The following is a 23,680-nucleotide window of genomic DNA, read 5'->3' on the forward strand; positions in this document are numbered from 1 at the left end:
GCATGGCACGCGTACCGCCGTGGCGTGAATCACCTGATCCACTGCTCCCGTACTCCCTACCTGCCGGTAGATTCGGAGCCTCGGAACGATCAACTCTGAAACTTGTTCCAGGTTGACGTCCCGACGTAGAGTCGCGGAACCGTGCAGGGAGAAGGGGGCCCAGGGTGACCGCTGAGGCCAGTCAGGCCGGGCCCTCGCGGGGTCCCTCCGCCGCCGACGGCTTGCGACCGCTCCGCATCGCACTCCTCACCTACAAGGGAAACCCGTTCTGCGGCGGACAGGGCGTCTACGTACGCCACCTCTCCCGCGAACTCGCCCGCCTCGGACACCAGGTCGAGGTCATCGGCGCCCAGCCCTACCCCGTCCTCGACGAGGGCCACGACGGGCTGAGCCTCACCGAGCTGCCCAGCCTCGACCTCTACCGCCAGCCCGACCCCTTCCGCACCCCGGGCCGCGACGAGTACCGCGACTGGATCGACGCACTCGAGGTCGGCACGATGTGGACCGGCGGCTTCCCCGAACCGCTGACCTTCTCCCTGCGGGCCCGGCGCCATCTGCGGGCCCGACGAGGTGACTTCGACGTCGTGCACGACAACCAGACGCTCGGCTACGGCCTGCTCGGCGACCTCGGCGCCCCCTTGGTGACCACGATCCACCACCCCATCACCGTCGACCGGCAGTTGGAGCTGGACGCCGCCGGGAGCAGGCGGCGACGCGCCTCGGTGCGCCGCTGGTACGCCTTCACCAGGATGCAGAAGCGGGTGGCCCGCAGGCTGCCGTCCGTGCTCACCGTCTCCGGCACCTCCCGCGAGGAGATCGTCGACCACCTGGGCGTACGGCAGGACCGGATCCACGTCGTCCACATCGGCGCCGACACCGACCTGTTCTCGCCGGACGCGTCGGTGCCCGTCGTGCCGGGCCGGATCGTGACCACGTCCAGTGCGGACGTGCCGCTCAAGGGTCTGGTCTTCCTCGTCGAGGCGCTGGCGAAGGTCCGCGTCGAGCAGCCCGAGGCCCACCTCGTCGTGGTCGGCAAGCGCCCCACCAAGGGGCCCGTCGCGCAGGCCATGGAGCACTACGGGCTCGAGGGCGCCGTCGAGTTCGTCAAGGGCATCTCGGACGCGGAACTGGTCGACCTCGTGCGCTCCGCCCAGGTCGCCTGCGTGCCGTCGCTGTACGAGGGCTTCTCGCTCCCGGCCGCCGAGGCCATGGCCACGGGCACGCCGCTGCTCGCCACGACCGGCGGCGCGATCCCGGAGGTGGCCGGCCGCGACGGCGAGACCTGCCTGGCCGTCCCGCCCGGCGACGCGGGCGCGCTGGCCGCCGGACTGAACCGACTGCTCGGCGACCCCGAACTGCGCGCGCGGCTCGGCGCGGCCGGCCGGGAGCGGGTGCTGCGGCACTTCACCTGGGCCCGCGCGGCCGAGGGCACGGTGGCCCGCTACCGCGAGGCGATGGCCCGCGCAGGGGCTGCGGAGGCCGTGGGCGCCGCCCCCGTCGTCGCCGCTCCCGCGGCGGACCGGCCACTCGTCGCAGAAGAACCCGTCACCTCCCACCGCGAAAGCAGGGCCACGTGCTGACCGTCGACTTCTCCCGGTTCCCGCTCGCCCCGGGCGACCGTGTCCTGGACCTCGGTTGCGGAGCAGGCCGGCACGCGTTCGAGTGCTACCGGCGCGGGGCGCGGGTCGTGGCACTGGACCAGAACGGCGAGGAGATCCGCGAGGTCGCCAAGTGGTTCGCGGCGATGAAGGAGGCCGGGGAGGCGCCCGCCGGGGCCACCGCCACGGCGATGGAGGGCGACGCCCTCGCCCTGCCCTTCCCCGACGAGTCCTTCGACGTCGTGATCGTCTCCGAGGTGATGGAGCACATCCCCGACGACAAGGGCGTCCTCGCCGAGATGGTCCGCGTGCTCAAGCCCGGCGGCCGCATCGCGGTCACCGTCCCGCGCTACGGGCCCGAGAAGGTGTGCTGGACCCTGTCCGACGCCTACCACGAGGTCGAGGGCGGCCACATCCGCATCTACAAGGCCGACGAACTGCTGGCCAGGATGCGCGAGGCCGGTCTGCGCCCCTACGGCACCCACCACGCGCACGCACTGCACTCGCCGTACTGGTGGCTGAAGTGCGCCTTCGGCGTGGACAACGACAAGGCGCTGCCGGTGCGGGCGTACCACAAGCTGCTGGTCTGGGACATCATGAAGAAGCCGCTGGCGACCCGCATCGCGGAGCGGACCCTGAACCCGGTGATGGGCAAGAGCTTCGTGGCGTACGCGACCAAACCGCATCTGCCGCGCACCGACGCCGGGGCGGGCGCCGATGCCGACGCCGGGGCGGGTACCGAGGCCGGGGTGGCGGCCAAGTGACCACCCCCCGGACAGAACACCTGGTCCTGCCCGGGGTCCTCACCGCCGGGCAGGCCGCCGCGACCGTCGCGGGCATCCTCGCCGTGCAGCGTGAGGACGGGGCGATCCCCTGGTTCCGCGGACACCACCTCGACCCGTGGGACCACGTCGAGGCCGCGATGGCGCTGGACGCCGCGGGCTCCCACGAGGCCGCCGAGCGGGCCTACCTGTGGCTGGCCAGGCACCAGCTGGCGGACGGCTCCTGGTACGCGGCGTACGCCGACGGCGACCCGCACGACGTCACCGACCGGGGCCGGGAGACCAACTTCGTCGCCTACGTCGCCGTCGGCGTCTGGCACCACTACCTCTCCACCGGCGACGACACCTTCCTGGACCGCCTGTGGCCCACCGTGTACGCGGCGGTGGAGTACGTACTGAAACTGCAGCAGCCCGGCGGGCAGATCGGCTGGCGACGCGACGACGACGGCACGGCCGCCACCGACGCGCTGCTCACCGGCTGCTCCTCCGTCCACCACGCGCTGCGCTGCGCGCTGGCCATCGCCGAGCAGCGGGAAGAGCCGCAGCCGGACTGGGAGTTGGCGGCGGGCGCGCTGCGGCACGCGATCCGGCACCACCCGGAGCGGTTCCTCGCCAAGGACCGCTACTCGATGGACTGGTACTACCCCGTACTGGGCGGCGCCCTCACCGACACGGAGGCCAAGGCCCGGATCGCGGAGGGCTGGGACCGTTTCGTCGTCCCCGGGCTGGGTGTGCGCTGTGTGATCCCCAACCCGTGGGTGACCGGCGGGGAGTCGGCCGAACTCGCCCTGGCCCTGTGGGCGATGGGCGAGTCCGACTGGGCGTTGGAGATCCTCCAGTCCATCCAGCACCTGCGCGATCCGGAGAGCGGCCTGTACTGGACGGGGTACGTCTTCGACGACGAGGCGATCTGGCCGGTCGAGTTGACCACCTGGACGGCCGGCTCGCTGCTGCTGGCCGTCGCCGCGCTCGGCGGCCACGAGGCCACCTGCGCGGTGTTCGGCGGCGAACGCCTGCCCCGAGGACTCGACCCGGACTGCTGCGCCCTGGACTGACCTGACCGGCTCAGGAGACGGGGAAGGGGGCCTTCAGCGCCGGTGGAGGCGGTTGGCGATGGCGTGGCCGACGAACAGGTAGACGACCGCGGCCAGTCCGTACCCGGCGACCACCCGCGCCCACTCCGCGTCGAACGTGAACAGATCACGCGACCAGCCGGCCAGCCAGGAGGCCGCGTCATGGACGAACCGGACCAGGTCATTGGCCCGGTTGGCGTCCAACAGGTACATCAGAATCCACAGTCCGAGAATGACGGCCATGACGTCCGCGATCACCGCGACGACCGTCCCCGCGGAAGTGGAACCCGTGCGATTTCGAGGGGACATGATGTCCGTCTGGCCCCGGAATCCCGATGCAAACCCGGACGGTGTCAACACCGGGAATTCCGCGGGAATTCAGCTGCACGACAACGGCCCCCCGCCCGGCAGGGCGAGGGGCCGTACGGTACGGGGCGGGGTCAGCCGCGCTGGATGCCCGAGGTGTCCTGGAGCACACCGCGGCGGCCGTCCTGCGTCTGGGCGACGAGGGCCGGGCCACGCTGCTCGACGGCCAGGTACCAGGTACCGGGGGCCAGTTCGGCGATCGGCGTCTGTGAACCGTCCTCCGGGAACAGGGGCCGGGGCACCGGGACGGCGAACCAGAACGGCGAGAAGTCGGCGGCGGGCGGCGCGGACGGCTGACCGGGGAACGACTGACCGGGCTGGCCCGGCTGCGGCTGACCGCCGAAACCGGCCTGCTGCGCACCCGGGTAGCCGTAACCGGCGGGCGGCTGGGCGCCGTAGGGCTGCGGGGCGGCGGGACGGGCCGCCGGCATGAGGGCGCCCTTGAGAGCCGGAACCAGAGGGGTGGCCACGGCGGCGGCGGCCAGGAGCAGGGCGGCGATCAGGCCGAGGATCAGGCCTGGGCCGGTCTCGGGCTCCCTGCCGCCGAAACCGGAGAGGAGATCGTCGAACGCCCCCAACGGGTCGATGATCGTCCAGAAGGATGTCCACGCGGCGAAGATCGTCAGAGCCACGCCGAACTGACCCAGGTCAAGACCGGCAACCTTGGGCGGCTGGGGCAGCGCGCGGGCCATGACGATGAGAGCCGCACCGGCGATGCCGGCGATGTACATGCTCATCACCAGGCCCAGGTTGTCCCAGGCGTTGGGGATGTCGTCTTCGTCGCCGCCGAACGTGTCGAGGAACGACGCGATGAACAGCAATACCGCTGCTCCGATCACCACGCCGTCGCCTCGAGTGAGGGAGCGGATATTCACTTCAGGTCCTTCTGGGTCGTCTCGTCGTCGGTAGAGGCGTCGCTGTCACCACCTCGCCCTCGGGGCCCGGTGTGAAGCGCGGGGGTGACCCCTCGTCGTGGGAACGACACTATCGTCCGCACGATCGGGCTGTCCGCCTGGATCAGCGCGCTGATCCCTACCCGCGCAGGAAACTCACGATTCCCTCGGAGATCCCTTGCGCCGCTTTCTGCCGCCAGGCACCGCTGGTCAGAAGTGCCGCGTCCTTGCTATCGCGCATGTTGCCGCACTCGACGAACACCTTGGGAACCGTTGACAGATTGAGACCGCCCAAGTCCTTACGCGTGACGAGACCGGTGCCGTCGCCCACGTAATTGGAGGGCGCGTCGCCGGTGACGCGGACGAAGTTGCCCGCGATGCGCTCACCGAGTTCGCGGGAGGGGCCGACGATCGCCCGGGTGTCCGCCGCGCCGGAGCGCACGGAGCCGGGGAGGATCACATGGAAGCCGCGGTTCCCGGCGCCCGAACCGTCCGCGTGGATCGACACGACGGCATCCGCCTTCGCCTTGTTGCCGATCTCGGCCCGCTCGTCGATGCACGGCCCGAACGGCCGGTCGGCGTCCTGGGTCAGCTTCACCGTGGCGCCCTGCTCCTCGAGGAGCTCACGCATCCGGTGGGCGACGTCCAGGGTGAACTTCGCCTCGATGTAACCGTCGTCGGTGGACGTGCCGGTGGTGTCGCACTCCTTGGAGTTCGTCCCGATGTCCACCTGGCGGTTGATCTCGGCGGTGTGCCGGAAGTTGCCCGGATTGTGCCCGGGGTCGATGACGACGACCCTCCCCTTGAGCGGCCCGGACCCGGCGGGCGCGGACGAGGAGGCGGAAGCGGAGGGAGAGCCGGAAGTGGCGGAGCCGCCCGGCTTCCCGCCGTCCGGGTCGCCGGACTCGTCCGACGCCGGGGCACCGGCGGAGGACGGCGCACGCGACGAAGCAGCCCCCGAGGACCCCGCGGACCCCGCGGCAGCGCCCTCGTCGTCCCCCGACCCGCCCACGGTCGCGTAGACGGCCCACCCGAGCAGCGCCCCCGGGACGAGCGCGGCCAGTGCCACGGTCAGGAGCCTGCTCCGGGAGCGGCGGGAGGGGGGCGGTTCGAAGCCGGGTCCGGTGTACGACACCCGGCCACCCTAGCGGCCGCCGCGCACCGCCATCGCCCTCCTGGGGTGGTCGCCGAGCCTCAGATCCCGTGCCCGGTGCGGCGCAGGACGCGCAGCGAGCCCGTGGCCGAGACCTCCGTGAAGGCGCCGGATGCCAGTGCGCGGAGGTGGACGCGGTAGGGGGCCTGGCCGGTGAACTCGTCGGCCGGATCGGGGAAGACGTCGTGGATGACGAGCAGCCCGCCCTCGGCGACGTGCGGGGCCCAGCCCTCGTAGTCGGCCGTGGCGTGTTCGTCGGTGTGGCCGCCGTCGACGAAGACCAGGGCGAGGGGGGAGTTCCACAGGGCCGCGATCACCGGGGAGCGGCCGACCAGGGCGACCACGTGGTCCTCCAGGCCCGCCCGGTGGAGCGTGCGGCGGAAGGTGGGGAGGGTGTCCATCACCCCCAGCTCGGGGTCTACCGTCTCCGGGTCGTGGTAGTCCCAGCCCGGCTGCTGCTCCTCACTGCCCCGGTGGTGGTCCACGGTGAGCGCGGTGACACCGGCCGCGCGGGCCGCGTCGGCCAGCAGGACCGTCGACCGGCCGCAGTAGGTGCCGACCTCCAGCAGGGGCAGGCCCAGCCGTCCCGCCCCGGCCGCCGCCGCGTACAGGGCCAGGCCCTCGTCCGCGGGCATGAAGCCCTTCGCCGCCTCGAACGCGGCCAGGATCTCGGGCTCGGGTGCCGGGGGGTTCGGCGTCGGCATCGGTTCCGGCGTCCTCTCGGTCGTACGCGTCCGGTCGTACGCGTCTCGGGGTGCCCATGGTGCCGTACCCCGTCGGGAAGCGGCGGACGGGGGCTCGTAGCGCCGCTGTGGGCGGCTCCGGGTCGTCCTGGGTCGGAAGGACCAGGGCCCGTCCCGGCGAATTCCCGATGCAAGGGGTGCTCACCGGTTGAGATCATGACGTCCATGCTCGAAGTCCCGGACACCACCGTCACCCGCACACCCCCTCGCAGCGCGCCTCCTCCGTGGCTGGCGGTGGCGCTCGCGTGTGTCGGGCAGTTCCTCGTCGTGCTCGACGTCTCCGTGGTCAACGTCGCGCTGCCGTCGATGCGCACCGGCCTCGGGCTCAGCGGGCAGGGCCTGCAGTGGGTGGTGAACGCGTACGCCATCGCCTTCGCCGGTTTCATGCTGCTCGGCGGACGCGCCGGTGACCTCTACGGACGCAAGCGGATGTTCCTCGTCGGCCTCGGCCTGTTCACGCTGGCCTCGCTGGCCGGCGGACTGGCCCAGGACGACTGGCAGCTGCTGCTGGCGCGGGCGGTGCAGGGGCTCGGGGCGGCCGTCCTGGCGCCCTCCACCCTGACCATCGTCACCTCGGCGGTCCCCGAGGGCGCCGCCCGCGCCCGCGCCATCGCGACCTGGACCGCCGTCGGGGCGGGCGGTGGCGCGGCCGGCGGCTTCGTCGGCGGGGTGCTCACGGACGCGCTGTCGTGGCGGTGGGTCCTGCTGATCAACGTGCCGATCGGGGTGGTGGTGCTGGCCGGGGCCGCCTGGTGGCTGGCGGAGGGCCGGGCCGGGGACGGACGGCGGCTCGACCTGCCCGGCGCGCTGCTCGTGACGGCCGGCCTCGCCACCCTCGCCTACGGCATCTCCCAGACCGAGGCCGAGGGCTGGACGGCGACGCCCACCCTGGTGCCGCTGCTCGCCGGGCTCGCCCTCATCGCGCTGTTCCTCCTCGTCGAGGCGCGGGCCAAGGCCCCGCTGATGCCGCTGGGGCTGTTCCGGATGCGGTCGGTGTCGTCGGCGAACGTGGCGATGTTCCTGAGCGGCGCCGCGATGTTCTCCATGTGGTTCTTCATGACCCTCTACGCGCAGAACGTCCTCGGCTACACCCCGCTGGAGGCCGGGTTCGCCCTGGTGCCGAGTTCGCTCGCCGTGGTCGTCGGCTCCAAGGCCGCGCCCCGGCTGATGCGGGTGGCCGGGGCGCGCGCCGTGGCCGTGCTCGGCACCTTCGTCGCGATGACCGGCTTCGCCTGGCAGTCGACCATGACGGCCGACGGGACGTACCTGACGTCGATCATGTTCCCCGGCGTCCTGATGATGCTGGGCGCGGGCCTCGCCGCGACCCCGCTCGCCGCGCTCGCGACCTCCGGCGCGGCCCCCGAGGAGGCCGGCCTGGTCTCCGGGCTGGTCAACACCTCGCGCACGATGGGCGGTTCGCTGGGCCTGGCGGTCCTGTCGACGATCGCGGCGGCCCGTACGGCGGGCAGCGGGACGCCGGAGGCCCTGACCGAGGGATACGCGCTGGCGTTCCGCACGGGGACGGTGGTGCTGGCCGCCGGGATGGTGCTGATGTGGGTCTGGCTGCCCCGGAGAACCACGGCGGCGCACTGAGGGCGCCCTGGGGGGGACAGTGGGGAAAGCCAGGCGGAGAAAGCGGGCGTCGGGCCGGTCGGAAAGGTGCCGTGACGGCCCGCGGCGGGGGCCGGCACGGGTGTTCCTCCCCGCCCCGAACGGGTCCCTCGGCGCCGGTCGCACCGGCCCCTCCCAGGGGGCGCCGAAGCCTCCACGGCAGTCCCAACAAGCCCCGCCGGCCTGGGACTTCACGCCCCCTGCGGGTACGGTCGCCGCATACGGAAGGGGGCCCGGATGGACCGGAGCACACGCACCGTGGACGACGTACTCGACCTGCTGGACGGCCTGTTCGCACCGGAGGCCGACCGGTGGACGCGGCAGGGCGCCGACTGGTGGGACGGCTTCTACACCGACCGCTCCCGGCCGGTGCCGTTCTTCGTGGCGAAGCCGGACGAGAACCTGGTGTCGTACGTCGAGCGGGGCCTGCTCACCGGGGGCCGGGCGCTCGACGTGGGCTGCGGCCCCGGCCGCAACGCGCTGTACCTGGCCGCGCACGGCTTCGAGGTCGACGCGGTCGACCTCTCCCCGGCCGCCGTCGGCTGGGCACGGGAGCGGGCCCGCGAGACGGGCGCGCGCGGCGTCCGGTTCCACTGCGGCGACGCCTTCGCCCTCACCCGTGACGGCGGGGAACTCGCCGGACCGTACGACCTGGTGTACGACTCCGGCTGCTTCCACCACCTGCCCCCGCACCGCCGGATCAGTCACCTCGCGCTGCTCGACCGGGTGCTCGCCCCGGGCGGCCGGTTCGGGCTCACCTGCTTCGCGGCGGGTGCGATGGGCTCGGAGCTGTCCGACGCGGAGTTCTACCGGGGGCAGGGCGGCCTCCGGGGCGGGCTCGCCTACACGGACGAGTCGCTGCGCCGGATCTTCTCGGACCTGACCGGGATCGAACTGCGCCGCATGCGGAAGGAACCGGAGGACTCACCGCTCTTCGGGGAGGACTTCCTCTGGGCGGCACTGTTCCAGCGGGACGCATGACGGCAGGCGCGGGGCGGAACCGTGGGCCGTGAGCGGTGGCGGCGGGACGGTGGTGTCGGTGTCGGTGGCGGCGGCGGTGTCGGCCGCCGCCGCGGCGGCGAGCGCGGGGTCGATCACCGTCTCCCCGGCCAGCACCCGGCGGATCGCGGAGGCCAGCTCCCGCACCGACCCGTCCTTGACGAGGAAACCGGCGGCCCCCGCCGCCATGGCCCGCCGCAGCCGGTCGGGCCCGCCTGCCGTGGTGAGGATCAGCACCCGGCAGTCGGGCACCAGGTCGCGCAGTGCGGCGGCGGTGTCCAGACCGCCCGGGCCGCTCGGACCGGCCGGCCCGAGGTCGAGGAGGGCGACGTCGGGGCGGTGGGTGAGCGCCGTCTCCACGACCGATTGCCCCGCCGCGACCTGGGCCACGACCTCGATGCCCGGCTCCATCCGGAGCAGTAAGGCGAGCGCCCCGTGCCGCGTGACGGGGTCCTCCGCGAGCAGGACCCGGACGGAGGTGGCGGGCCGGGGGTCCCGGGGCATCTCGTTCACGGACGAAGCGTAGGACGAACGGGCGGAACGTGCCGCTTCACGTCCCGCGCCTTGACCCGAACGCGTTCCAGAACCGGGAGACCACATGCCCATCGACGCAGCCGAGGCGCTCGCCGCCGAACCCCGGACCGACGAGATCACCTGGGGGCACAAGGACGTCCAGCTCTACCACCTCGGCATCGGCGCGGGCGTCCCCGCCACCGACCCCGGCGAACTGCGCTACACCCTGGAGTCCCGGCTGCACGTCCTGCCGAGCTTCGCCACCGTCGCGGGCGCCGGGGCCCCCGGGGTGATCGCCGGGCTGTCGATGCCCGGCGTCGACGTCGACCTCGCCCGCGTCCTGCACGCCGGCCAGTCGCTGACCCTGCACCGCCCCGTGCCCGTCGCGGGCGCCGCCACCGCGACCAGCCGTATCGCGGCGGTGTACGACAAGGGCGGGGCGGCCGTCCTGGTGATGCGCACCGACGTCGCCGACGCCGACGGCCCGCTGTGGACCGACGAGGCGCGGATCCACGTACGCGGCGCGGGCGGCTGGGGCGGCGACCAGGGCCCGTCCACGCGGCGCGAGCCCCCCGCCGGGCCGCCCGACCTGACCGTGGAGCGGACGACCCGGGAGGACCAGGCGCTGCTCTACCGCCTCTCCGGCGACTGGAACCCGCTGCACGCCGACCCGGGGTTCGCGAAACTCGGCGGGTTCGAGCGGCCGATCCTGCACGGGCTGTGCACCTACGGCATGACGCTCAAGGCGGTCGTCGACACACTGCTCGGCGGGGACGTCACCCGCGTCCGTCGCTACGACACCCGGTTCGCCGGGGTCGTGTACCCGGGCGAGACGCTGCGGATCCGCATGTGGCGCGGGCCCGGCGAGGTGCGGGTGGCCGTGAGCACCCTGGACCGGGAGGATGCGCCCGTGCTCGCCGAAACCGTCGTCGAGCACTCCTGAACCGGCCCGCGGCCGAGAGGACGTGACGGACCAGGGACGGCCCCGCCCGTCGTGCGACGGGCGGGGCCGTTTACCGATCCACCTGATGTCCGAATATCCGACTGACACCTGACGTGACGTCAGGCAGCCTGTTCCGACTGCTCGTTCTCCTCAGCGGGCCTGCGGTGACGGCCCCGAGGGGCCACCGTGGAGTCCTGGTGGGAAACCGGTCCGCGGTGCCTGCCCTGCCCGGCAGCGATCTGCCCGCCGTCGGCGGTCTGCGGCTGGTTCGTGCTGGCATCGTTCATTCGAAGGAACTCACCCCGTAAAACTGATCTTTCCTGCAACCGGGTGAGTTTAACCAACGGTTCACGGTGCGCATCCAGGCGACCACGCCGACTGCCACTACTTCGTTACCAGCGGCCCCAGAGGCGCCTGTTGCAGGGGAACGGGGCGGGGCGCGGGGACGGTCGTCCGCGTCGCGGGGCCGACCGCGGGCGCGGGCGCCGGGGCATGCGGGCCGTTCTTTCCACGCTGCCGCTCCGGCGCCGGCGGGTACAGCAGGGCCACCGCGCACGGCACCGCCGGTGTGGCGCACGGCAGCCGCAGCACCCCGTCCGCCGTCCACAGCCCGGTTCCGGCCAACCACCCCTCGGGCGCCGGGAGATGGCGCATCTGCCGCAACCCCGGCCGCCACACCCCGACCCAGCTGCCGAGCGCGCCGTCCGCACCGTCTGCACCGTCCGTGCTGTTGACGCGCAGCGCCACCGAGCAGCTCTCCGGCGTCAGCACCTGGCCGGGCTGGATCGCGAACGGCGTGACCGTGCAGTCCGGAAGACGCAGGCACTCCGGGAAGCGCACCGGCAGCGTGCTGCCCAGCACCCCCCAGCCCAAGCGGGCCCGGCCCGGTGAGGGCGCGTCCGAGCGGATCAGCAGCAGCCCACTGTCAGGGTCGGCGAGCAGGACCCGGTCGTCGCTCTCCGGGGCGAGCTGCAACAGGGGCGACACCTCGCCCCCGCGGCCCAGGTCCACCACGACCGACTTGGTGCGCCCGCCGGTCTCCCGGTCCAGGGCCAGCATCCGGCCGGTGCGGTCCAGCCACACCCCGCCCGAGCAGCGGCCCGGGATCTCGGCGAGGCGCTCGGGCCCGAGGGTGCCGCCCGCCACCAGCCACAGGGTCGTCGACCGCGGGCCCACGGCCACGGCGTACGCCCGCCGCCCGCACGGGGCGGGCGGCAGCAGCCGCAGCCGGGTCCCCCCGTCCGGGCACGCGATCGCGCCGAGCGGCAGCTCGCCGGTCCCGGGACCGGTCGGGTACAGGAGGGAGAAGGTGTGCCTCCCGTGGCGACTCCCGCCGTGCGGCCCGTCCGCCGGCCGGTGGACGAGGACCCGCCCGTCGCCCAGGGGCTGCACCTCGGTCCCGGGCTCCTCGGGCCGGCCGCCGGGCAGCGGTACCGCGTAGGGCTCGGGGCCGTCCAGGGTCCAGCGCTCCGGGACCAGGGAGCCGTCGACGGGGACGAGGCGCGCGGCGTAGGAACCGTCGGCGGTGAGGACGCAGCCCGGCGCGGGTCTCCCGTCCCCGCGTTCCGTACCGCCCTCGTCCTCCGTACGGTCCGTGTTCTCCGTGTTCCCTGGGTTCTCCGTACGGGACCCGTGCTCCGTGTCCGGGTGCCCGGTGTCCGAGTGGCCCGTCGAAGGCTCGATCGCACACATCGTCATCGTTCGGTCACCTCCGGCGACGAACGTAGTTTTCGTACGCGCGGGCGGAGGACCCGGCGACCCCCGCTTCACACATAAGGGTGTTCCAGGAACGATTCACCTGAGGAAACGAGGGCTTATGTGCTCGCCGGTACCGGGTCCGTTCCAGGGGCCCGTACCGGTACTGCAGCGCCAAAGGGGCAGGTAGCCTTGCGCTTGTGCCCCGTCTGTCTGAAGTCATCACCGCGCTGGAGACCCTGTGGCCCGCCGAGCGGGCCGAGTCCTGGGACGCGGTCGGCACCGTCACGGGCGACCCCGACCAGGAGGTCACCCGGGTCCTGTTCGCGGTCGACCCCGTCCTGGAGATCGTCGACGAGGCGGTGAAGCTGAACGCCGACCTGCTGATCACCCACCATCCGCTCTATCTGCGCGGGACGACCACCGTCGCGGCCTCCACCGCCAAGGGCCGCGTGGTGCACAGGCTCATCAAGAGCGACATCGCGCTGCACGTCGCCCACACCAACGCCGACACGGCCGACCCCGGGGTGAGCGACGCCCTGGCAGGCGCGCTCGACCTGCGCGTCGTACGGCCGCTCGTACCGGACACCTCCGACCCCGAGGGCCGCCGCGGGCTCGGCCGGGTCTGCGAACTGGACCACCCGCTGACCGTCCGCGAATTCGCCGCCCGCGCCGCCGAACGCCTTCCCGCCACCGCGCAGGGCATCCGCGTCGCCGGCGACCCCGAGGCGCTCGTCCGCAGGGTCGCCGTCAGCGGCGGCTCCGGCGACAGCCTCTTCGCCTACGTCCGGGCGGCCGACGTGGACGCATACCTCACCGCGGACCTGCGCCACCACCCGGCGTCGGAGTTCGCGGCGGACCACGCCGCCCACCGTCCCCTCGCGCTGCTCGACGCGGCGCACTGGGCCACCGAGTGGCCCTGGTGCGAGCTGGCCGCAGCCCAGCTCGACGAGATCTCCGACCGTCACGGATGGGGCCTTCGGGTCCATGTCTCCGACACGGTCACCGACCCCTGGACCGCCCACGCGGCGTCCTTCGTCCACCCGTCACCCACCACCACCCCTCCGGGGAGCGCCTCGCGCGCCCCTTCCCACTCCGATACATCTGGAGCCCCCAACTGAACGCCGCGTCCGCCGACCAGATCCGACTCCTCGACGTCCAGGGCCTCGACGTCCGCCTCCAGCAACTCGCGCACAAGCGGAAGTCGCTCCCCGAGCACGCCGAGATCGAGTCGCTGTCCCGGGACCTCGCCCAGCTGCGCGACCTGCACGTGGCCGCGCAGACCGAGGAGAGCGACTGCGCCCGCGAGCAGACCAAGGCCGAGCAGGACGTGGACCAGGTGCGCCAGCGCGCCGCCCGCAACCAGCAGCGCCTCGACTCCGGTGCCGTCTCCTCGCCCAGGGACCTGGAGAACCTCCAGCACGAGATCGCCTCCCTCGCCAAGCGCCAGGGCGACCTCGAGGACGTCGTCCTGGAGGTCATGGAGCGCCGCGAGTCCGCGCAGGAGCGGGTCGCCGAGCTGGCCGAGCGGGTCACCTCCGTCCAGTCGCGGATCGACGACGTGACCGGCCGCCGGGACGCGGCCTGCGCGGAGATCGACGGCGAGGCCGCCACGGTCACCAAGGAGCGCTCGGTCGTCGCCGGAGCCGTTCCCGCGGACCTGCTCAAGCTGTACGAGAAGCTGCGCGAGCAGCACGGCGGCATCGGCGCGGCGAAGCTGTACGCGCGCAGCTGCCAGGGCTGCCGCCAGGAGCTCGCCATCACCGAGCTGAACGAGATCCGCCAGGCCGCGCCCGACACCGTGGTGCGCTGCGAGAACTGCCGCCGCATCCTGGTCCGCACCGCCGATTCGGGGCTGTAGGGGTTGCCTCCGGTGCGGGAGTTCATCGTCGAGGCCGACGGCGGGTCGCGGGGCAATCCCGGACCCGCGGGCTACGGGGCCGTGGTGAGCGACGCGGCGACGGGGGAGACGCTGCGGGAGGCGGCCGAGTACCTCGGCGTCGTCACGAACAACGTCGCCGAGTACTCGGGCCTGCTGGCCGGTCTGCGGGCCGCCCGTGAGCTGGACCCGGAGGCCACGGTCCACGTCCGGATGGACTCCAAGCTCGTCGTCGAGCAGATGTCGGGTCGCTGGAAGATCAAGCACCCCGGCATCAAGCCGCTGGCGGCCGAAGCGGTGCGGGTCTTCCCGCCCGGCCGGGTCACCTACGAGTGGATCCCGCGCGAGCAGAACAAGCACGCGGACCGCCTGGCCAACGAGGCGATGGACGCGGGGGCGCGGGGCGAGGCGTGGGATGCCTCGGACTCGCGCGCCGCACTGGACACACCGGGCACACGGCCCGTGACGCCGGAGCTGCTGGAGCCGTCGGGGCCGTCCGAGCGGTCCGGCCCGCCCGCGGACGCGGCCGCCGGTGCGGCACGGGCGCGAGCGGCTGAGGCCGCCGCCGGGGTCGCCGATGCCGGGGGCGCGGGTGCCGATGCGGGTAACGCCTCTGTCGGAAACGCCCCTGCCGGAAAGGCGGCAGCCGACGTCCGGGCCGCGCAGGCCGTGGCCGCCCCCGGCACCGAGACGGCCGCCGCCCGAGGACCGGCACCGGCCGCCACTCCCTCGTCGGGCTGGGCGCCCGCCGACATGGGACCGCCGGCCACCTTCGTGCTCCTCCGGCACGGCGAGACCCCGCTGACCCCCCAGAAACGGTTCTCCGGCAGCGGCGGCAGCGACCCCTCCCTCTCCGACATCGGCAGGGAGCAGGCCGAGAAGACCGCCGCCCACCTCGCCCGGCGCGGCACCGTCCAGGCGATCGTCGCCTCGCCCCTGGCCCGCACCCGCGAGACCGCCGGCGTCATCGCCGCCCGCCTGGGCCTCGACGTCACCGTCGACGACGGGCTGCGCGAGACCGACTTCGGCGCGTGGGAGGGCCTCACCTTCGCCGAGGTGCGCGAGCGCCACCCCGACGACCTGAACGCCTGGCTGTCCTCCCCGGACGCCGAACCCACCGGCGGCGGGGAGAGCTTCGCGGCCACCGCGAACCGGGTCGCGGCCGCCCGGGACCGGCTGACCGCCGCGCACGCGGGCCGCACGGTCCTGCTCGTCACCCATGTGACCCCGATCAAGACCTTCGTACGCCTCGCCCTGGGCGCCCCGCCCGAGGCCCTGTTCCGGATGGAACTGTCGGCGGCCTCGCTGTCGGCGGTGGCGTACTACGCCGACGGCAACGCCAGCGTCCGGCTGTTCAACGAGACGTCCCACCTGCGCTGAGGTCCGCCGCCGAGCGGGCCAGCCGTTCGATCCGGGCCCAGTCGCGAGCCGCCACCGCATCCGCCGGGATCATCCAACTGCCGCCCACGCAGGCGATGTTGGGCAGCGCGAGATAGTCCGGCGCGGAGTCCGGGCCGATCCCGCCGGTCGGGCAGAAGCGGGCCTGGGGGAGCGGCCCGGCGATCGCCTTCAGATACGCCGTGCCGCCCGCGGCCTGCGCCGGGAAGAACTTCATCTCCCGCACCCCGCGCTCCAGCAGCGCCACGACCTCCGAGACCGTCGACACCCCCGGCAGGAACGGCACCCCGGACGCCAGCATCGACTCCAGCAGTGCGTCCGTCCAGCCCGGACTGACCAGGAACCGCGCCCCGGCCGCGACGACCTCGCCCACCTGCCCCGGCGTGATCACCGTGCCGGCCCCGACCACCGCGTCCGGCACCTCGGCGGCGATCGCGCGGACGGCGTCCAGGGCGGCGGGCGTCCGCAGGGTCACCTCGATCGCGGGCAGCCCACCGGCGACCAGCGCCCGCGCCAGCGGCACGGCGTCGGCGGCGTCCTCCACCACGACGACGGGCACGACGGGCGCGAGATCCAGCACGGAGGCGGAGGGGGCCGACGAGGGCAGGGATGAACTCATGGGCGCCATCCTGCCTTCACCGAAGCACCCTGCGCAAAGGGTGTTGCGCAGGGTGCAATGGGGATCAGTGTCGTCAGTGGATCTCCTCCACCAGTACATCCAGCGCCCAGGGCGTCCCCGCCCGCCCCGGCGCCTGCGCCTCCACCACGTACCCGAGATCCCGCAACGCCTCCACCAGGGAGGCGGGGTCCTCCGGCGCGGTCCCGGCCGTCAGCAGGCTGCGGACGATCCGTCCCTTGGTCGCCTTGTTGAAGTGGCTGACCACCTTCCGGGTCGGCGCGTGCAGCACCCGTACCGTCGCCGTACGCGCGGCCACCTCGCCCTTCGGCTTCCACGCCGCCGCGTACGCGGCCGACCGCAGGTCCAGCACCAGACCGCCGCCGGCCGCCTCCGGCAGCACCGAGGCCATCGGCGTACGCCAGTACGCGCCCAGCGCCCCGAGCCCCGGCAGCCGTACGCCCATCGAGCAGCGGTAGGAGGGGATCCGGTCGGTGACCCGGACCGCGCCCCACAGCCCCGAGAACACCAACAGCGAACGGGCGGCCCTGCGCTTGGCGGCCGGGTCGAGCGAGGCCAGGTCCAGGGCGTCGTAGAGCACCCCGGTGTAGATCTCCCCGGCGGGCCGGGCGCCGGCGGTGCGCAGCTCCACGTTCTTCGCGACCTCGCCCCGCAGCCCCTCGCTCAGCCCCAGCACCTCGCGCGCCTTGTCCTCGTCACCGGCGCACAGCTCCACCAGCTCGGTGAGGACGGCCTCCCGGGCCTCGGCCAGCCCCGGCAGCGACAGGGACTCCGGCTTCAGCGGGGCGCCGCGGCCGGAAGCGGCCTTGCCTTCGGACGGCGGCAGCAGGACAAGCACGCGTTGCTCCTCACGGTAGAACCCAGCCGACAGCGTACGGTGCCGGGTTCTACGCCTGAGCGGCCCATCGCCCCGTCGCCAGCGCCCGGACCAGGGCGTCGGGCTCGTCGGCGTGGAACCGTACGACGCGCACCTCCCGGGACCGTCCGAAGAACGTGACGTGGGTGACCGGCTCCGTGAGTTCCAGCGTGACCGTGGTCTGCGAGCCGACCTCGACGTCCAGCTCACCGTCGGCCCGCTCGTGGCTCATCCGCAGCTCACGCCGGACGGAGGCGATCCGCTCCAGCGGTATCCGCAGGTCGACGTGGACGGCGCGGCGAATCCGCAGCGTGCCGGAGTCCGGGTCCAGCACATGAGGGCGTACGACGTTGGCGGCATGCAGCGCCACGACGATGACGACCGTGTACACATCCAAGAACAGCACCACCGCGTGGACCGTCGGCCAGTCGAGCAGCAGCACGGACATCACCACCGTCTCGACCACGCACACGAACGCGAACCCGAACATCACCGCGCCGTGCCCCCGCGCGTACCCGAAGGCCGTCCCGCCCCCGACGCCGTGCGTCCGCCGCGCCAGCCACAGCCCCAGGCTCACCATCAGCCGCAACTCGTGCCGGACGAGAACCCGGCCGACCCTGACGGCCCTCACGACCGCCCGCCCTCCACGACGATCCGCATCATCCGGCGGATCGCCTCCGCCTGTGCGGGGGCGAAGTCGGCGTAGAAGGCACGCAGGAAGCTGTCGTCCTGGTCGACGGCGACGTCGTCCGGCAGCAGTCCGGCCGGCAGGCACGCGGCGAGGGCGTGGGCGGCCTCGTCCACCCGGGGATCGTCCGGCGCGGCGTCGACGAGCGCGTCGAGCAGCGCGTACGCGTCGAGTGCCCTCTCCATCCCGCCCGGAGCCCCCGTCACACCGCTGAACAGTTCCATGAACCGCGCCCGTTCCTCCGGGTCCGCCGTCGTCTCGATCAGCGCGAGCACCTCCCGGTCCTTGGCGGCCATGGGGGAGCCGGACACGTCCGGCATCTCCCGGAAGAGCGTGGCCAGTTCCGGGGAGACCGGCCCCTCGGCGGTCAGCCCGCCCTCCGTCTCCAGCAGGGCCCGCAGCCGAGCCCGGCGGTCCCGGACCGCCGCCTCCTGCCGGGCCAGGTCCTCGTCCAGCTCGGTCAGCACCTCGACGAGGTCCTTCCCGGCGTCGTCCGCGAGCACGTCCCGCACCTCGGCCAGCCCGAGCCCCAGCTCGGTCAGCCGCCTGATCCGCGCCAGCACGACGGCGTGCCGCAGCGTGTAGTCCCGGTACCCGTTGGCCCGCCGCTCCGGCTCCGGGAGCAGCCCCAGATGGTGGTAGTGCCGCACGGTCCGCGTGGTGACACCGACAGCCGTGGCGAGTTCTCCGATCCGCATGCCCCCAGTAGAAACGTTGACGTCGCGACAGGGTCAAGCGCACACGGTCAGGTGAACGGGACCTGGTGGGCGCGACGAGGGACGACTGCGGGACCCAGCCTGGCAAGCGACCGAAAGAGAGGCACAGCACCGTGATGACCTACGACCCGATCTCGGAGCAGCTCCTGCTGGACTGGTTCGTCGTTCTCGACCCCCCGGAGGGATTCCGGGCGGAACTCATCGAGGGCGAACTCGTCCTCACCCCACTGCCCGACGGATCCCACGCGCACTGCCTCAGCCTGATCGCAAGCCAGATGTACACCCGCTCCCGGACCGCCATGGACTTCTCCGGGAACAAGGGACTGAAGCTGAAGGGCGCCGCCGCCTGCCCGCAGGACCACGTGATCCCCGACGGCACCCTCGCTCCCACGGAACGGCGCCTCTACCGGGGAGCCGACCCGTGGATGCCCTGCGAAGGCGTCGCCCTGGTGGTGGAAGTGACCTGGACCAAACCCGAGATCGACCGCGAGACGAAACCACGCTGCTACGCCCGAGGCGGCATCCCCCTCTACCTCCTCGTCGACCGCGAGGCCACCGCGATCACCCTGTTCAGCACCCCGGAAGGAGGCACCTACCGCAAGCAGTCCACCCGCCCCCTGGGCAAGCCACTGCCCCTCCCCGACCCCTTCGCCTTCGACCTGGACACGGCCGACTTCCTCTGATCCCCTGTGGTCGGAGGTGCGGGGTGGCGAACGTACGGGAACAGGCCCGCTGGACCAGGGCGCGGCTCGGGAGCTGCGGGCCCTCCGTCGACCTGCTCACCGCCCGCTTCGACCGGCACGAGTACGCCCCGCACGCCCACGACGAGTTCACGGTCGGCGTGACCACCGGCGGCCTGGAGGCCATCGCGTACCGCGGCGGGCGCATCGTCTCCGGACCCGGATCCATCGTCGTCCTCGAACCCGGCGAGATGCACACCGGCGGCCCCGCCGCCCCCGAGGGCTACGCCTACCGCGCCCTGTACGCCGTGCCCGCCCTGCTCACCGACGGAACCCACGGCACCGGCCTCCCGCACTTCCGCGAGCCGGTCCTCCACGACCCCGAACTGGCCTCCGCCCTGCGCCGCGCGCACACCGAGGTCAGCGCCTGCCCCGACCCCCTGGAGGCGGAGTCGAGGCTGCCCTGGCTGCTCACCGCCCTCGCGCACCGCCACTCCACCGCCCGCGCGGACACCGGAACGCTTCCCGGTGCCGGGCGCATCGCCCTGGCCGTCCGCGACCGTCTCGCCGACGAACTGCTCGCCCCGCCCTCCCTCGCGGCCCTCGCCACCGACCTCGGCCTGTCCCGGTACCAACTGCTGCGCGCCTTCCGTACGACGGTGGGGATACCGCCCTACGCCTGGCTCGCCCAGTACCGGGTCACCAGGGCCCGCGGCCTGCTGGAGGCCGGGCTGCGCCCCGCCGAAGTGGCCGGACTCGTGGGCTTCGCGGACCAGGCACACCTGACCCGGTGGTTCCGCCGCGTCCTCGGGGTGACCCCGGCGGCGTACCGCAACAGCGTTCAAGACCCGGGGCGCTGACCCGGCCGAGACTCGCCGCATGACTGCACGCGGCTGGTTCCTGTTCTCCCTGATGGGAGTGGTCTGGGGCATCCCCTACCTGATGATCAAGGTGGCGGTGGAGGAGGTGTCCCCGTCCGGGGTCGTCTTCACCCGCTGCGCCCTCGGCGCCCTGCTCCTGCTGCCCTTCGCCCTGCGGCAGGGAGGCCTCACCGGGACCGTCCGCGCCCACTGGCGCCCCCTGCTGGCCTTCGCGGTCATCGAGATCATCGGCCCCTGGTACACCCTGACCTCCGCGGAACGCCACCTCTCCAGCTCCACCGCCGGCCTGCTGATCGCGGGCGTCCCCATCGTGGGTGTGGCGCTCGCCAGGTTCTTCGGCGACACGGAGCGCCTGGGCGGACGCCGCCTCACCGGCCTGGGGCTCGGTCTGGTGGGCGTCGGCGTCCTCACCGTCCCGCACCTGACCGGCGGCGACGCCCGTTCGCTCGCCGAGGTGCTGGTGACGGTACTGGGCTACGCCATCGCCCCGCTGATCGCCGCCCGCCATCTGAGGCAGGTCCCGTCCCTCCAGCTCACCGCGGTCTGCCTGACCCTGGCGGCACTCGTCTACGCCCCGGCCGCCGTGCTCACACGGCCTGCCGAGCTGCCCTCCGCCGGGGCCCTGGCCGCCCTCGCGGGCCTGGGCGCCGTCTGCACGGCGGTCGCCTTCGTCGCCTTCCTGGAGCTGATCAAGGAGGCGGGACCGACCCGGGCGACCGTCATCACGTACGTCAACCCGGCGGTCGCGGTCACGGCCGGGGTGCTCCTCCTGGGCGAGTCCCTGACCGCGACGGTCCTGGCGGCCTTCGCCCTGATCCTCACCGGCTCGGTCCTGGCGACGGCCGCGGCACCGGGGCCCCGCTCACGCCCGGTACCATGGTCGACACGGCAGACGAGCCGGGCGGGCGGCCGCGTGGAGTCCCTTGCGGGGCTTCCCGAGGAACGTCCGGGCTCCACAGGGCAGGGTGGTGGCTAACGGCCACCCGGGGTGACCCGCGGGACAGTGCCACAGAAAACAGACCGCCGGGGACCTCGGTCCTCGGTAAGGGTGAAACGGTGGTGTAAGAGACCACCAGCGCCTGAGGTGACTCAGGCGGCTAGGTAAACCCCACCCGGAGCAAGGTCAAGAGGAGCGCCGTCACAAGCGTTCTGCGCGGACGTTCGAGGGCTGCCCGCCCGAGTCCGCGGGTAGACCGCACGAGGCCGGTGGCAACGCCGGTCCTAGATGGATGGCCGTCACCGGCGGGCCCGTGAGGACCCGCCGGAACAGAACCCGGCGTACAGCCCGACTCGTCTGCCGCCCCAGGTCGCTGACCTGCGAGAGCACCCTGTTCCGGGGCGGCTCCGGTCCCGTTCTTCGGCCGCCTCACCCCGTGGGCGGCGTCAACGGCTCGCGTGGTGCTTCCCGCTCGGCCGTCAGGGTGTGTCGGGTCGGGACTCGTAGTGCAGGGTGTGGAAACGGCCGGCTTCCTCGCGTCCCGCGGGGTCGCCGCCCAGCGCCCGTACCGCCGCGATCGCGTACCGCCGTTCCTGCTCGTCGGTGAAGAGGCGCTGCGGATAGGTGCGGGAGACGTCGACGGTGGTGCTCAGACCGTGTGCGGCCAAGGCGCGGACGATCGGTCGGTACGACACCGTCCGCAGCACGAACGCGCTGATCCACACCGGTCTCCGGGTACCGTCCAGCAGCGCCGTGAACGTCCGGGCGGTGACGTAGCTGCCGCCGCCGGTCAACGTGATGAGGCCGACCTCGGCGAGCGCGCGGTTCAGCCCGGGACCGGGCGGGCCCTGTTCGAGGTCGTCGGTGAAGGCGGCGTCCAGGAGCCCCGCCTCGAGCGCGTAGTGCACGGCGGGTGCCGAGACGTCCAGGCCGAAGACCGGCACCGCGTCCGGTCGGCGCCGCTCGGCGTAGAACTCCTTGTCCCGTGCCGCCAGTTCCGCCGTCGACAGCGTCCGGCAGGCGGGGGAGGTGTAGCGCTCGTACATCTCCGCCAGCGTCACGTCGTGGTTGAGCAGCGCGGCGTTGATCCCGTACGAGCAGCACACGTCCAGCACCGCCGGCCTGTGCGGCCGGCCGTCGTCGAGCGCGGCCCGTTCGGCGGCGACCTGGCGGAAGACCGGCTGGGCGTGGTGCGGGATCTCGTACTCCAGCGGGGCCAGCCGCCCGAAGTACGCGCGCGGATCCGGCCGGTCGTAGATGTCGTCGAACCTCGCCTTGCCGTCCCCCGCGCCCCCGGTGCCGCCAGAACCTGATCCGGCCATGCCGTACTCCTCCTCACGGAACACGTCTGCACTTCCATCATGTGCCGCTCCCGACCGCCCGGGACGTCTGCCGCACACGGGGCTCGCGAGAGCACCCGATCGCCCCGGACACGGGAGCCGAACGTCCTCACGGCGGCCCGGAGGGCGGCGGGGGCGCCGACGGAAGCCGAGCGTGCCGGCGGAACCGGTCGATGTCGTGCGCGGTGATGATTCCGCTCAGCCGGCCGCCGTCCAGCACGAGGATCGGCAGGAGGAGCCCGGCGGTGCCGAGGTGCTCCAGGACGGAGGTCAGCAGCTCGTCCGGTGCGGCGAGCGTGCATCGGGACAGCGGGGTCGCGAGGTCGCGCACCCGCAGCGACGCCCGCTTCTCGGACGGCAGGCCGGCCAGTCGGCGCAGTGGTACGACGCCGCTGGGGCGGCCCTCGAAGTCGAGCAGCGGCAGCACCGAGTGCCCCGCCCGCGCGGTCACCTCGGAAAGGAAGCGGTCCACGGTCAGCCAGTCGGGGCCGGTGACCACCGGAGTGGTCATCGCCTGCCCGACCCGTACGCCCCGCAGGGCTGTGACCAGCTCGGCCCACCGGCGTTCGGCCGCCGCGGCGCCCGCCACGAACAGGCCGACGACGATCAGCCACAATCCCGCCGGCAGTCCCCGCGCGAACGCCAGCCAGCCCAGGACGGCAAGCGCCATGCCGACGACCTGGCCACCGCGTCCTGCCGCCCGCTGAGCCCGCTCGCGATCCCCCGTACGCCACCACAGCAGGGCCTGCGTCAGCCGGCCTCCGTCCAGGGGCGCGGCGGGCAGCAGGTTGAAGACGCCCAGCAACAGGTTCGTGCCACCGAGCCAGCCCAGTACGGCGACCGGGATCCGCCAGCCCAGCGTCGCCGCGACCGCGGCAGCCGCGCCGATGCCGACGGCGCCGAGCAGCAGGCTGGCGAGCGGCCCGCTGACGGCGACCAGGAAGGCCGTCCGCGGTGTCGTCGGCTGATCCATCCGAGTGACCCCGCCCAGCGCCCACAGGGTCATGTCCTGCACGGGGATCCCCGCCCTGCGAGCCGTCAGCGCGTGCGCGGCCTCGTGCACCACCAGACTCGCCAGCAGCAGCACGGCTCCGACCACTCCGGCGACCGCGTACACCACCGGCGCCAGGCCCGGCACGTACCCGGGCAGTGTCCGGGCCGCCAGGCCGTACGCGAGGAGCAGCATGAGCAACGGCACGCTCCAGTGCGCCCGCAGCGCCAGGCCCCGGACACTCCCGAGCCGGATCGAACCCTTCATCGCCCTCACCGCCGACGACTCCCGCCCCCGACTGCACTGCC

General features: G+C 73.3%; 23 protein-coding genes, 1 other RNA gene and 2 pseudogenes. 13 read left to right on the forward strand and 13 right to left on the reverse strand.

Going from position 1 to position 23,680, the window contains the following annotated elements:
- Positions 1–164 precede the first annotated feature (164 nt).
- Genes JL475_RS20350 through JL475_RS20360 form a run of 3 tightly spaced genes read left to right on the forward strand, consistent with a single transcriptional unit; the run spans position 165 to position 3,435 of the window.
- Positions 165–1,580, forward strand: a complete 1,416-nt coding sequence (locus JL475_RS20350; RefSeq protein ID WP_202279224.1) for a glycosyltransferase family 4 protein — start codon at positions 165–167, stop codon at positions 1,578–1,580.
- Positions 1,574–2,362 (forward strand): class I SAM-dependent methyltransferase, encoded by a 789-nt coding sequence (locus tag JL475_RS20355; protein WP_202279225.1) that lies wholly within the window; start codon positions 1,574–1,576, stop codon positions 2,360–2,362. Before JL475_RS20350 ends, JL475_RS20355 begins: the two co-directional genes overlap by 7 nt.
- Positions 2,359–3,435, forward strand: coding sequence for a prenyltransferase (locus JL475_RS20360; protein ID WP_202279226.1), 1,077 nt, complete (start codon positions 2,359–2,361; stop codon positions 3,433–3,435). Before JL475_RS20355 ends, JL475_RS20360 begins: the two co-directional genes overlap by 4 nt.
- Before the next feature lie 33 nt (positions 3,436–3,468).
- Here the strand turns inward: JL475_RS20360 and JL475_RS20365 are convergent, their stop codons facing one another.
- The 4 genes from JL475_RS20365 to JL475_RS20380 form a co-directional block, all read right to left on the reverse strand.
- Positions 3,469–3,762 carry a hypothetical protein gene (locus JL475_RS20365; RefSeq protein WP_202279227.1) on the reverse strand — a complete coding sequence of 98 codons (294 nt, stop codon included), beginning with the start codon at positions 3,760–3,762 and terminating at the stop codon, positions 3,469–3,471.
- A 131-nt stretch (positions 3,763–3,893) separates the two neighbouring features.
- Positions 3,894–4,694, reverse strand: a complete 801-nt coding sequence (locus tag JL475_RS20370; RefSeq protein ID WP_202279228.1) for a DUF5336 domain-containing protein — start codon at positions 4,692–4,694, stop codon at positions 3,894–3,896.
- Positions 4,695–4,851: 157 nt separating this feature from the next.
- Positions 4,852–5,847: an N-acetylmuramoyl-L-alanine amidase gene (locus JL475_RS20375; RefSeq protein WP_202279229.1), complete on the reverse strand. Its 996-nt coding sequence runs from the start codon at positions 5,845–5,847 to the stop codon at positions 4,852–4,854.
- A gap of 59 nt (positions 5,848–5,906) precedes the next feature.
- A complete protein-coding gene (locus JL475_RS20380; RefSeq protein WP_202279230.1) occupies positions 5,907–6,569 on the reverse strand; it encodes a class I SAM-dependent methyltransferase in 663 nt (220 codons plus the stop codon).
- Positions 6,570–6,764: 195 nt separating this feature from the next.
- Between JL475_RS20380 and JL475_RS20385 the strand changes: the two genes are divergently transcribed.
- Both JL475_RS20385 and JL475_RS20390 read left to right on the forward strand, forming a co-directional pair.
- Positions 6,765–8,201 carry an MFS transporter gene (locus JL475_RS20385; RefSeq protein WP_202279231.1) on the forward strand — a complete coding sequence of 479 codons (1,437 nt, stop codon included), beginning with the start codon at positions 6,765–6,767 and terminating at the stop codon, positions 8,199–8,201.
- Between the two features lie 255 nt (positions 8,202–8,456).
- Positions 8,457–9,200 (forward strand): class I SAM-dependent methyltransferase, encoded by a 744-nt coding sequence (locus JL475_RS20390; RefSeq protein ID WP_202279232.1) that lies wholly within the window; start codon positions 8,457–8,459, stop codon positions 9,198–9,200.
- Between the two features lie 81 nt (positions 9,201–9,281).
- Here the strand turns inward: JL475_RS20390 and JL475_RS20395 are convergent.
- Positions 9,282–9,722, reverse strand: a pseudogene (locus JL475_RS20395) (response regulator); the annotation flags it as partial.
- 94 nt (positions 9,723–9,816) lie between these two features.
- On the opposite strand from JL475_RS20395, the gene JL475_RS20400 reads away from it, so the two are divergent.
- Complete coding sequence (locus tag JL475_RS20400) at positions 9,817–10,674, forward strand: MaoC/PaaZ C-terminal domain-containing protein (protein WP_202279233.1); 858 nt, start codon at positions 9,817–9,819, stop codon at positions 10,672–10,674.
- A gap of 119 nt (positions 10,675–10,793) precedes the next feature.
- Here JL475_RS20400 and JL475_RS20405 read toward each other — a convergent pair whose 3' ends face one another.
- Both JL475_RS20405 and JL475_RS20410 read right to left on the reverse strand, forming a co-directional pair.
- Complete coding sequence (locus JL475_RS20405) at positions 10,794–10,961, reverse strand: hypothetical protein (RefSeq protein ID WP_202279234.1); 168 nt, start codon at positions 10,959–10,961, stop codon at positions 10,794–10,796.
- Between the two features lie 97 nt (positions 10,962–11,058).
- Complete coding sequence (locus JL475_RS20410; protein ID WP_202279235.1) at positions 11,059–12,372, reverse strand: hypothetical protein; 1,314 nt, start codon at positions 12,370–12,372, stop codon at positions 11,059–11,061.
- Positions 12,373–12,569: 197 nt separating this feature from the next.
- Between JL475_RS20410 and JL475_RS20415 the strand changes: the two genes are divergently transcribed.
- The 3 genes from JL475_RS20415 to JL475_RS20425 are packed head-to-tail and all read left to right on the forward strand — an operon-like array spanning position 12,570 to position 15,628.
- A complete protein-coding gene (locus JL475_RS20415; protein ID WP_202279236.1) occupies positions 12,570–13,490 on the forward strand; it encodes a Nif3-like dinuclear metal center hexameric protein in 921 nt (306 codons plus the stop codon).
- Positions 13,487–14,230: a zinc ribbon domain-containing protein gene (locus JL475_RS20420; protein ID WP_202279282.1), complete on the forward strand. Its 744-nt coding sequence runs from the start codon at positions 13,487–13,489 to the stop codon at positions 14,228–14,230. Before JL475_RS20415 ends, JL475_RS20420 begins: the two co-directional genes overlap by 4 nt.
- Before the next feature lie 12 nt (positions 14,231–14,242).
- Positions 14,243–15,628 (forward strand): bifunctional RNase H/acid phosphatase, encoded by a 1,386-nt coding sequence (locus JL475_RS20425; RefSeq protein ID WP_202279237.1) that lies wholly within the window; start codon positions 14,243–14,245, stop codon positions 15,626–15,628.
- Here the strand turns inward: JL475_RS20425 and eda are convergent.
- From eda to JL475_RS20445, 4 genes are all read right to left on the reverse strand, one after another.
- Complete coding sequence (gene eda / locus JL475_RS20430; RefSeq protein ID WP_202279238.1) at positions 15,603–16,265, reverse strand: bifunctional 4-hydroxy-2-oxoglutarate aldolase/2-dehydro-3-deoxy-phosphogluconate aldolase; 663 nt, start codon at positions 16,263–16,265, stop codon at positions 15,603–15,605. The genes JL475_RS20425 and eda overlap by 26 nt on opposite strands.
- A gap of 73 nt (positions 16,266–16,338) precedes the next feature.
- Positions 16,339–17,121, reverse strand: coding sequence for a peroxide stress protein YaaA (gene yaaA, locus JL475_RS20435; protein WP_202279239.1), 783 nt, complete (start codon positions 17,119–17,121; stop codon positions 16,339–16,341).
- A 49-nt stretch (positions 17,122–17,170) separates the two neighbouring features.
- Complete coding sequence (locus tag JL475_RS20440) at positions 17,171–17,719, reverse strand: hypothetical protein (protein WP_202279283.1); 549 nt, start codon at positions 17,717–17,719, stop codon at positions 17,171–17,173.
- A 47-nt stretch (positions 17,720–17,766) separates the two neighbouring features.
- Positions 17,767–18,525 (reverse strand): MerR family transcriptional regulator, encoded by a 759-nt coding sequence (locus JL475_RS20445; protein WP_202279240.1) that lies wholly within the window; start codon positions 18,523–18,525, stop codon positions 17,767–17,769.
- A gap of 134 nt (positions 18,526–18,659) precedes the next feature.
- Here JL475_RS20445 and JL475_RS20450 point away from each other — a divergent pair, with 134 nt between their 5' ends.
- The 4 genes and pseudogenes from JL475_RS20450 to rnpB all read left to right on the forward strand — a co-directional run bounded on the left by JL475_RS20450 (position 18,660) and on the right by rnpB (position 21,401).
- The gene (locus JL475_RS20450; protein ID WP_202279241.1) at positions 18,660–19,226 is read left to right on the forward strand and encodes a Uma2 family endonuclease; all 567 of its coding nucleotides are present in this window, start codon (positions 18,660–18,662) and stop codon (positions 19,224–19,226) included.
- Between the two features lie 23 nt (positions 19,227–19,249).
- On the forward strand, positions 19,250–20,083 hold the full coding sequence (locus JL475_RS20455) for an AraC family transcriptional regulator (RefSeq protein WP_202279242.1): 834 nt from the start codon (positions 19,250–19,252) through the stop codon (positions 20,081–20,083).
- Between the two features lie 82 nt (positions 20,084–20,165).
- A pseudogene (locus JL475_RS41715) lies at positions 20,166–20,882 on the forward strand (DMT family transporter); the annotation flags it as partial.
- 115 nt (positions 20,883–20,997) lie between these two features.
- An RNA gene (gene rnpB, locus JL475_RS20470) (RNase P RNA component class A) lies at positions 20,998–21,401 on the forward strand.
- Between the two features lie 119 nt (positions 21,402–21,520).
- Here rnpB and JL475_RS20475 read toward each other — a convergent pair.
- Positions 21,521–22,387, reverse strand: a complete 867-nt coding sequence (locus JL475_RS20475; protein WP_307825111.1) for a hypothetical protein — start codon at positions 22,385–22,387, stop codon at positions 21,521–21,523.
- Between the two features lie 103 nt (positions 22,388–22,490).
- Positions 22,491–23,639, reverse strand: coding sequence for a site-2 protease family protein (locus JL475_RS20480; RefSeq protein WP_202279244.1), 1,149 nt, complete (start codon positions 23,637–23,639; stop codon positions 22,491–22,493).
- Between the last annotated feature and the right edge of the window lie 41 nt (positions 23,640–23,680).

It is taken from the genome of Streptomyces sp. M2CJ-2, assembly GCF_016757295.1.
In the GTDB taxonomy this organism is placed as follows: domain Bacteria; phylum Actinomycetota; class Actinomycetes; order Streptomycetales; family Streptomycetaceae; genus Streptomyces.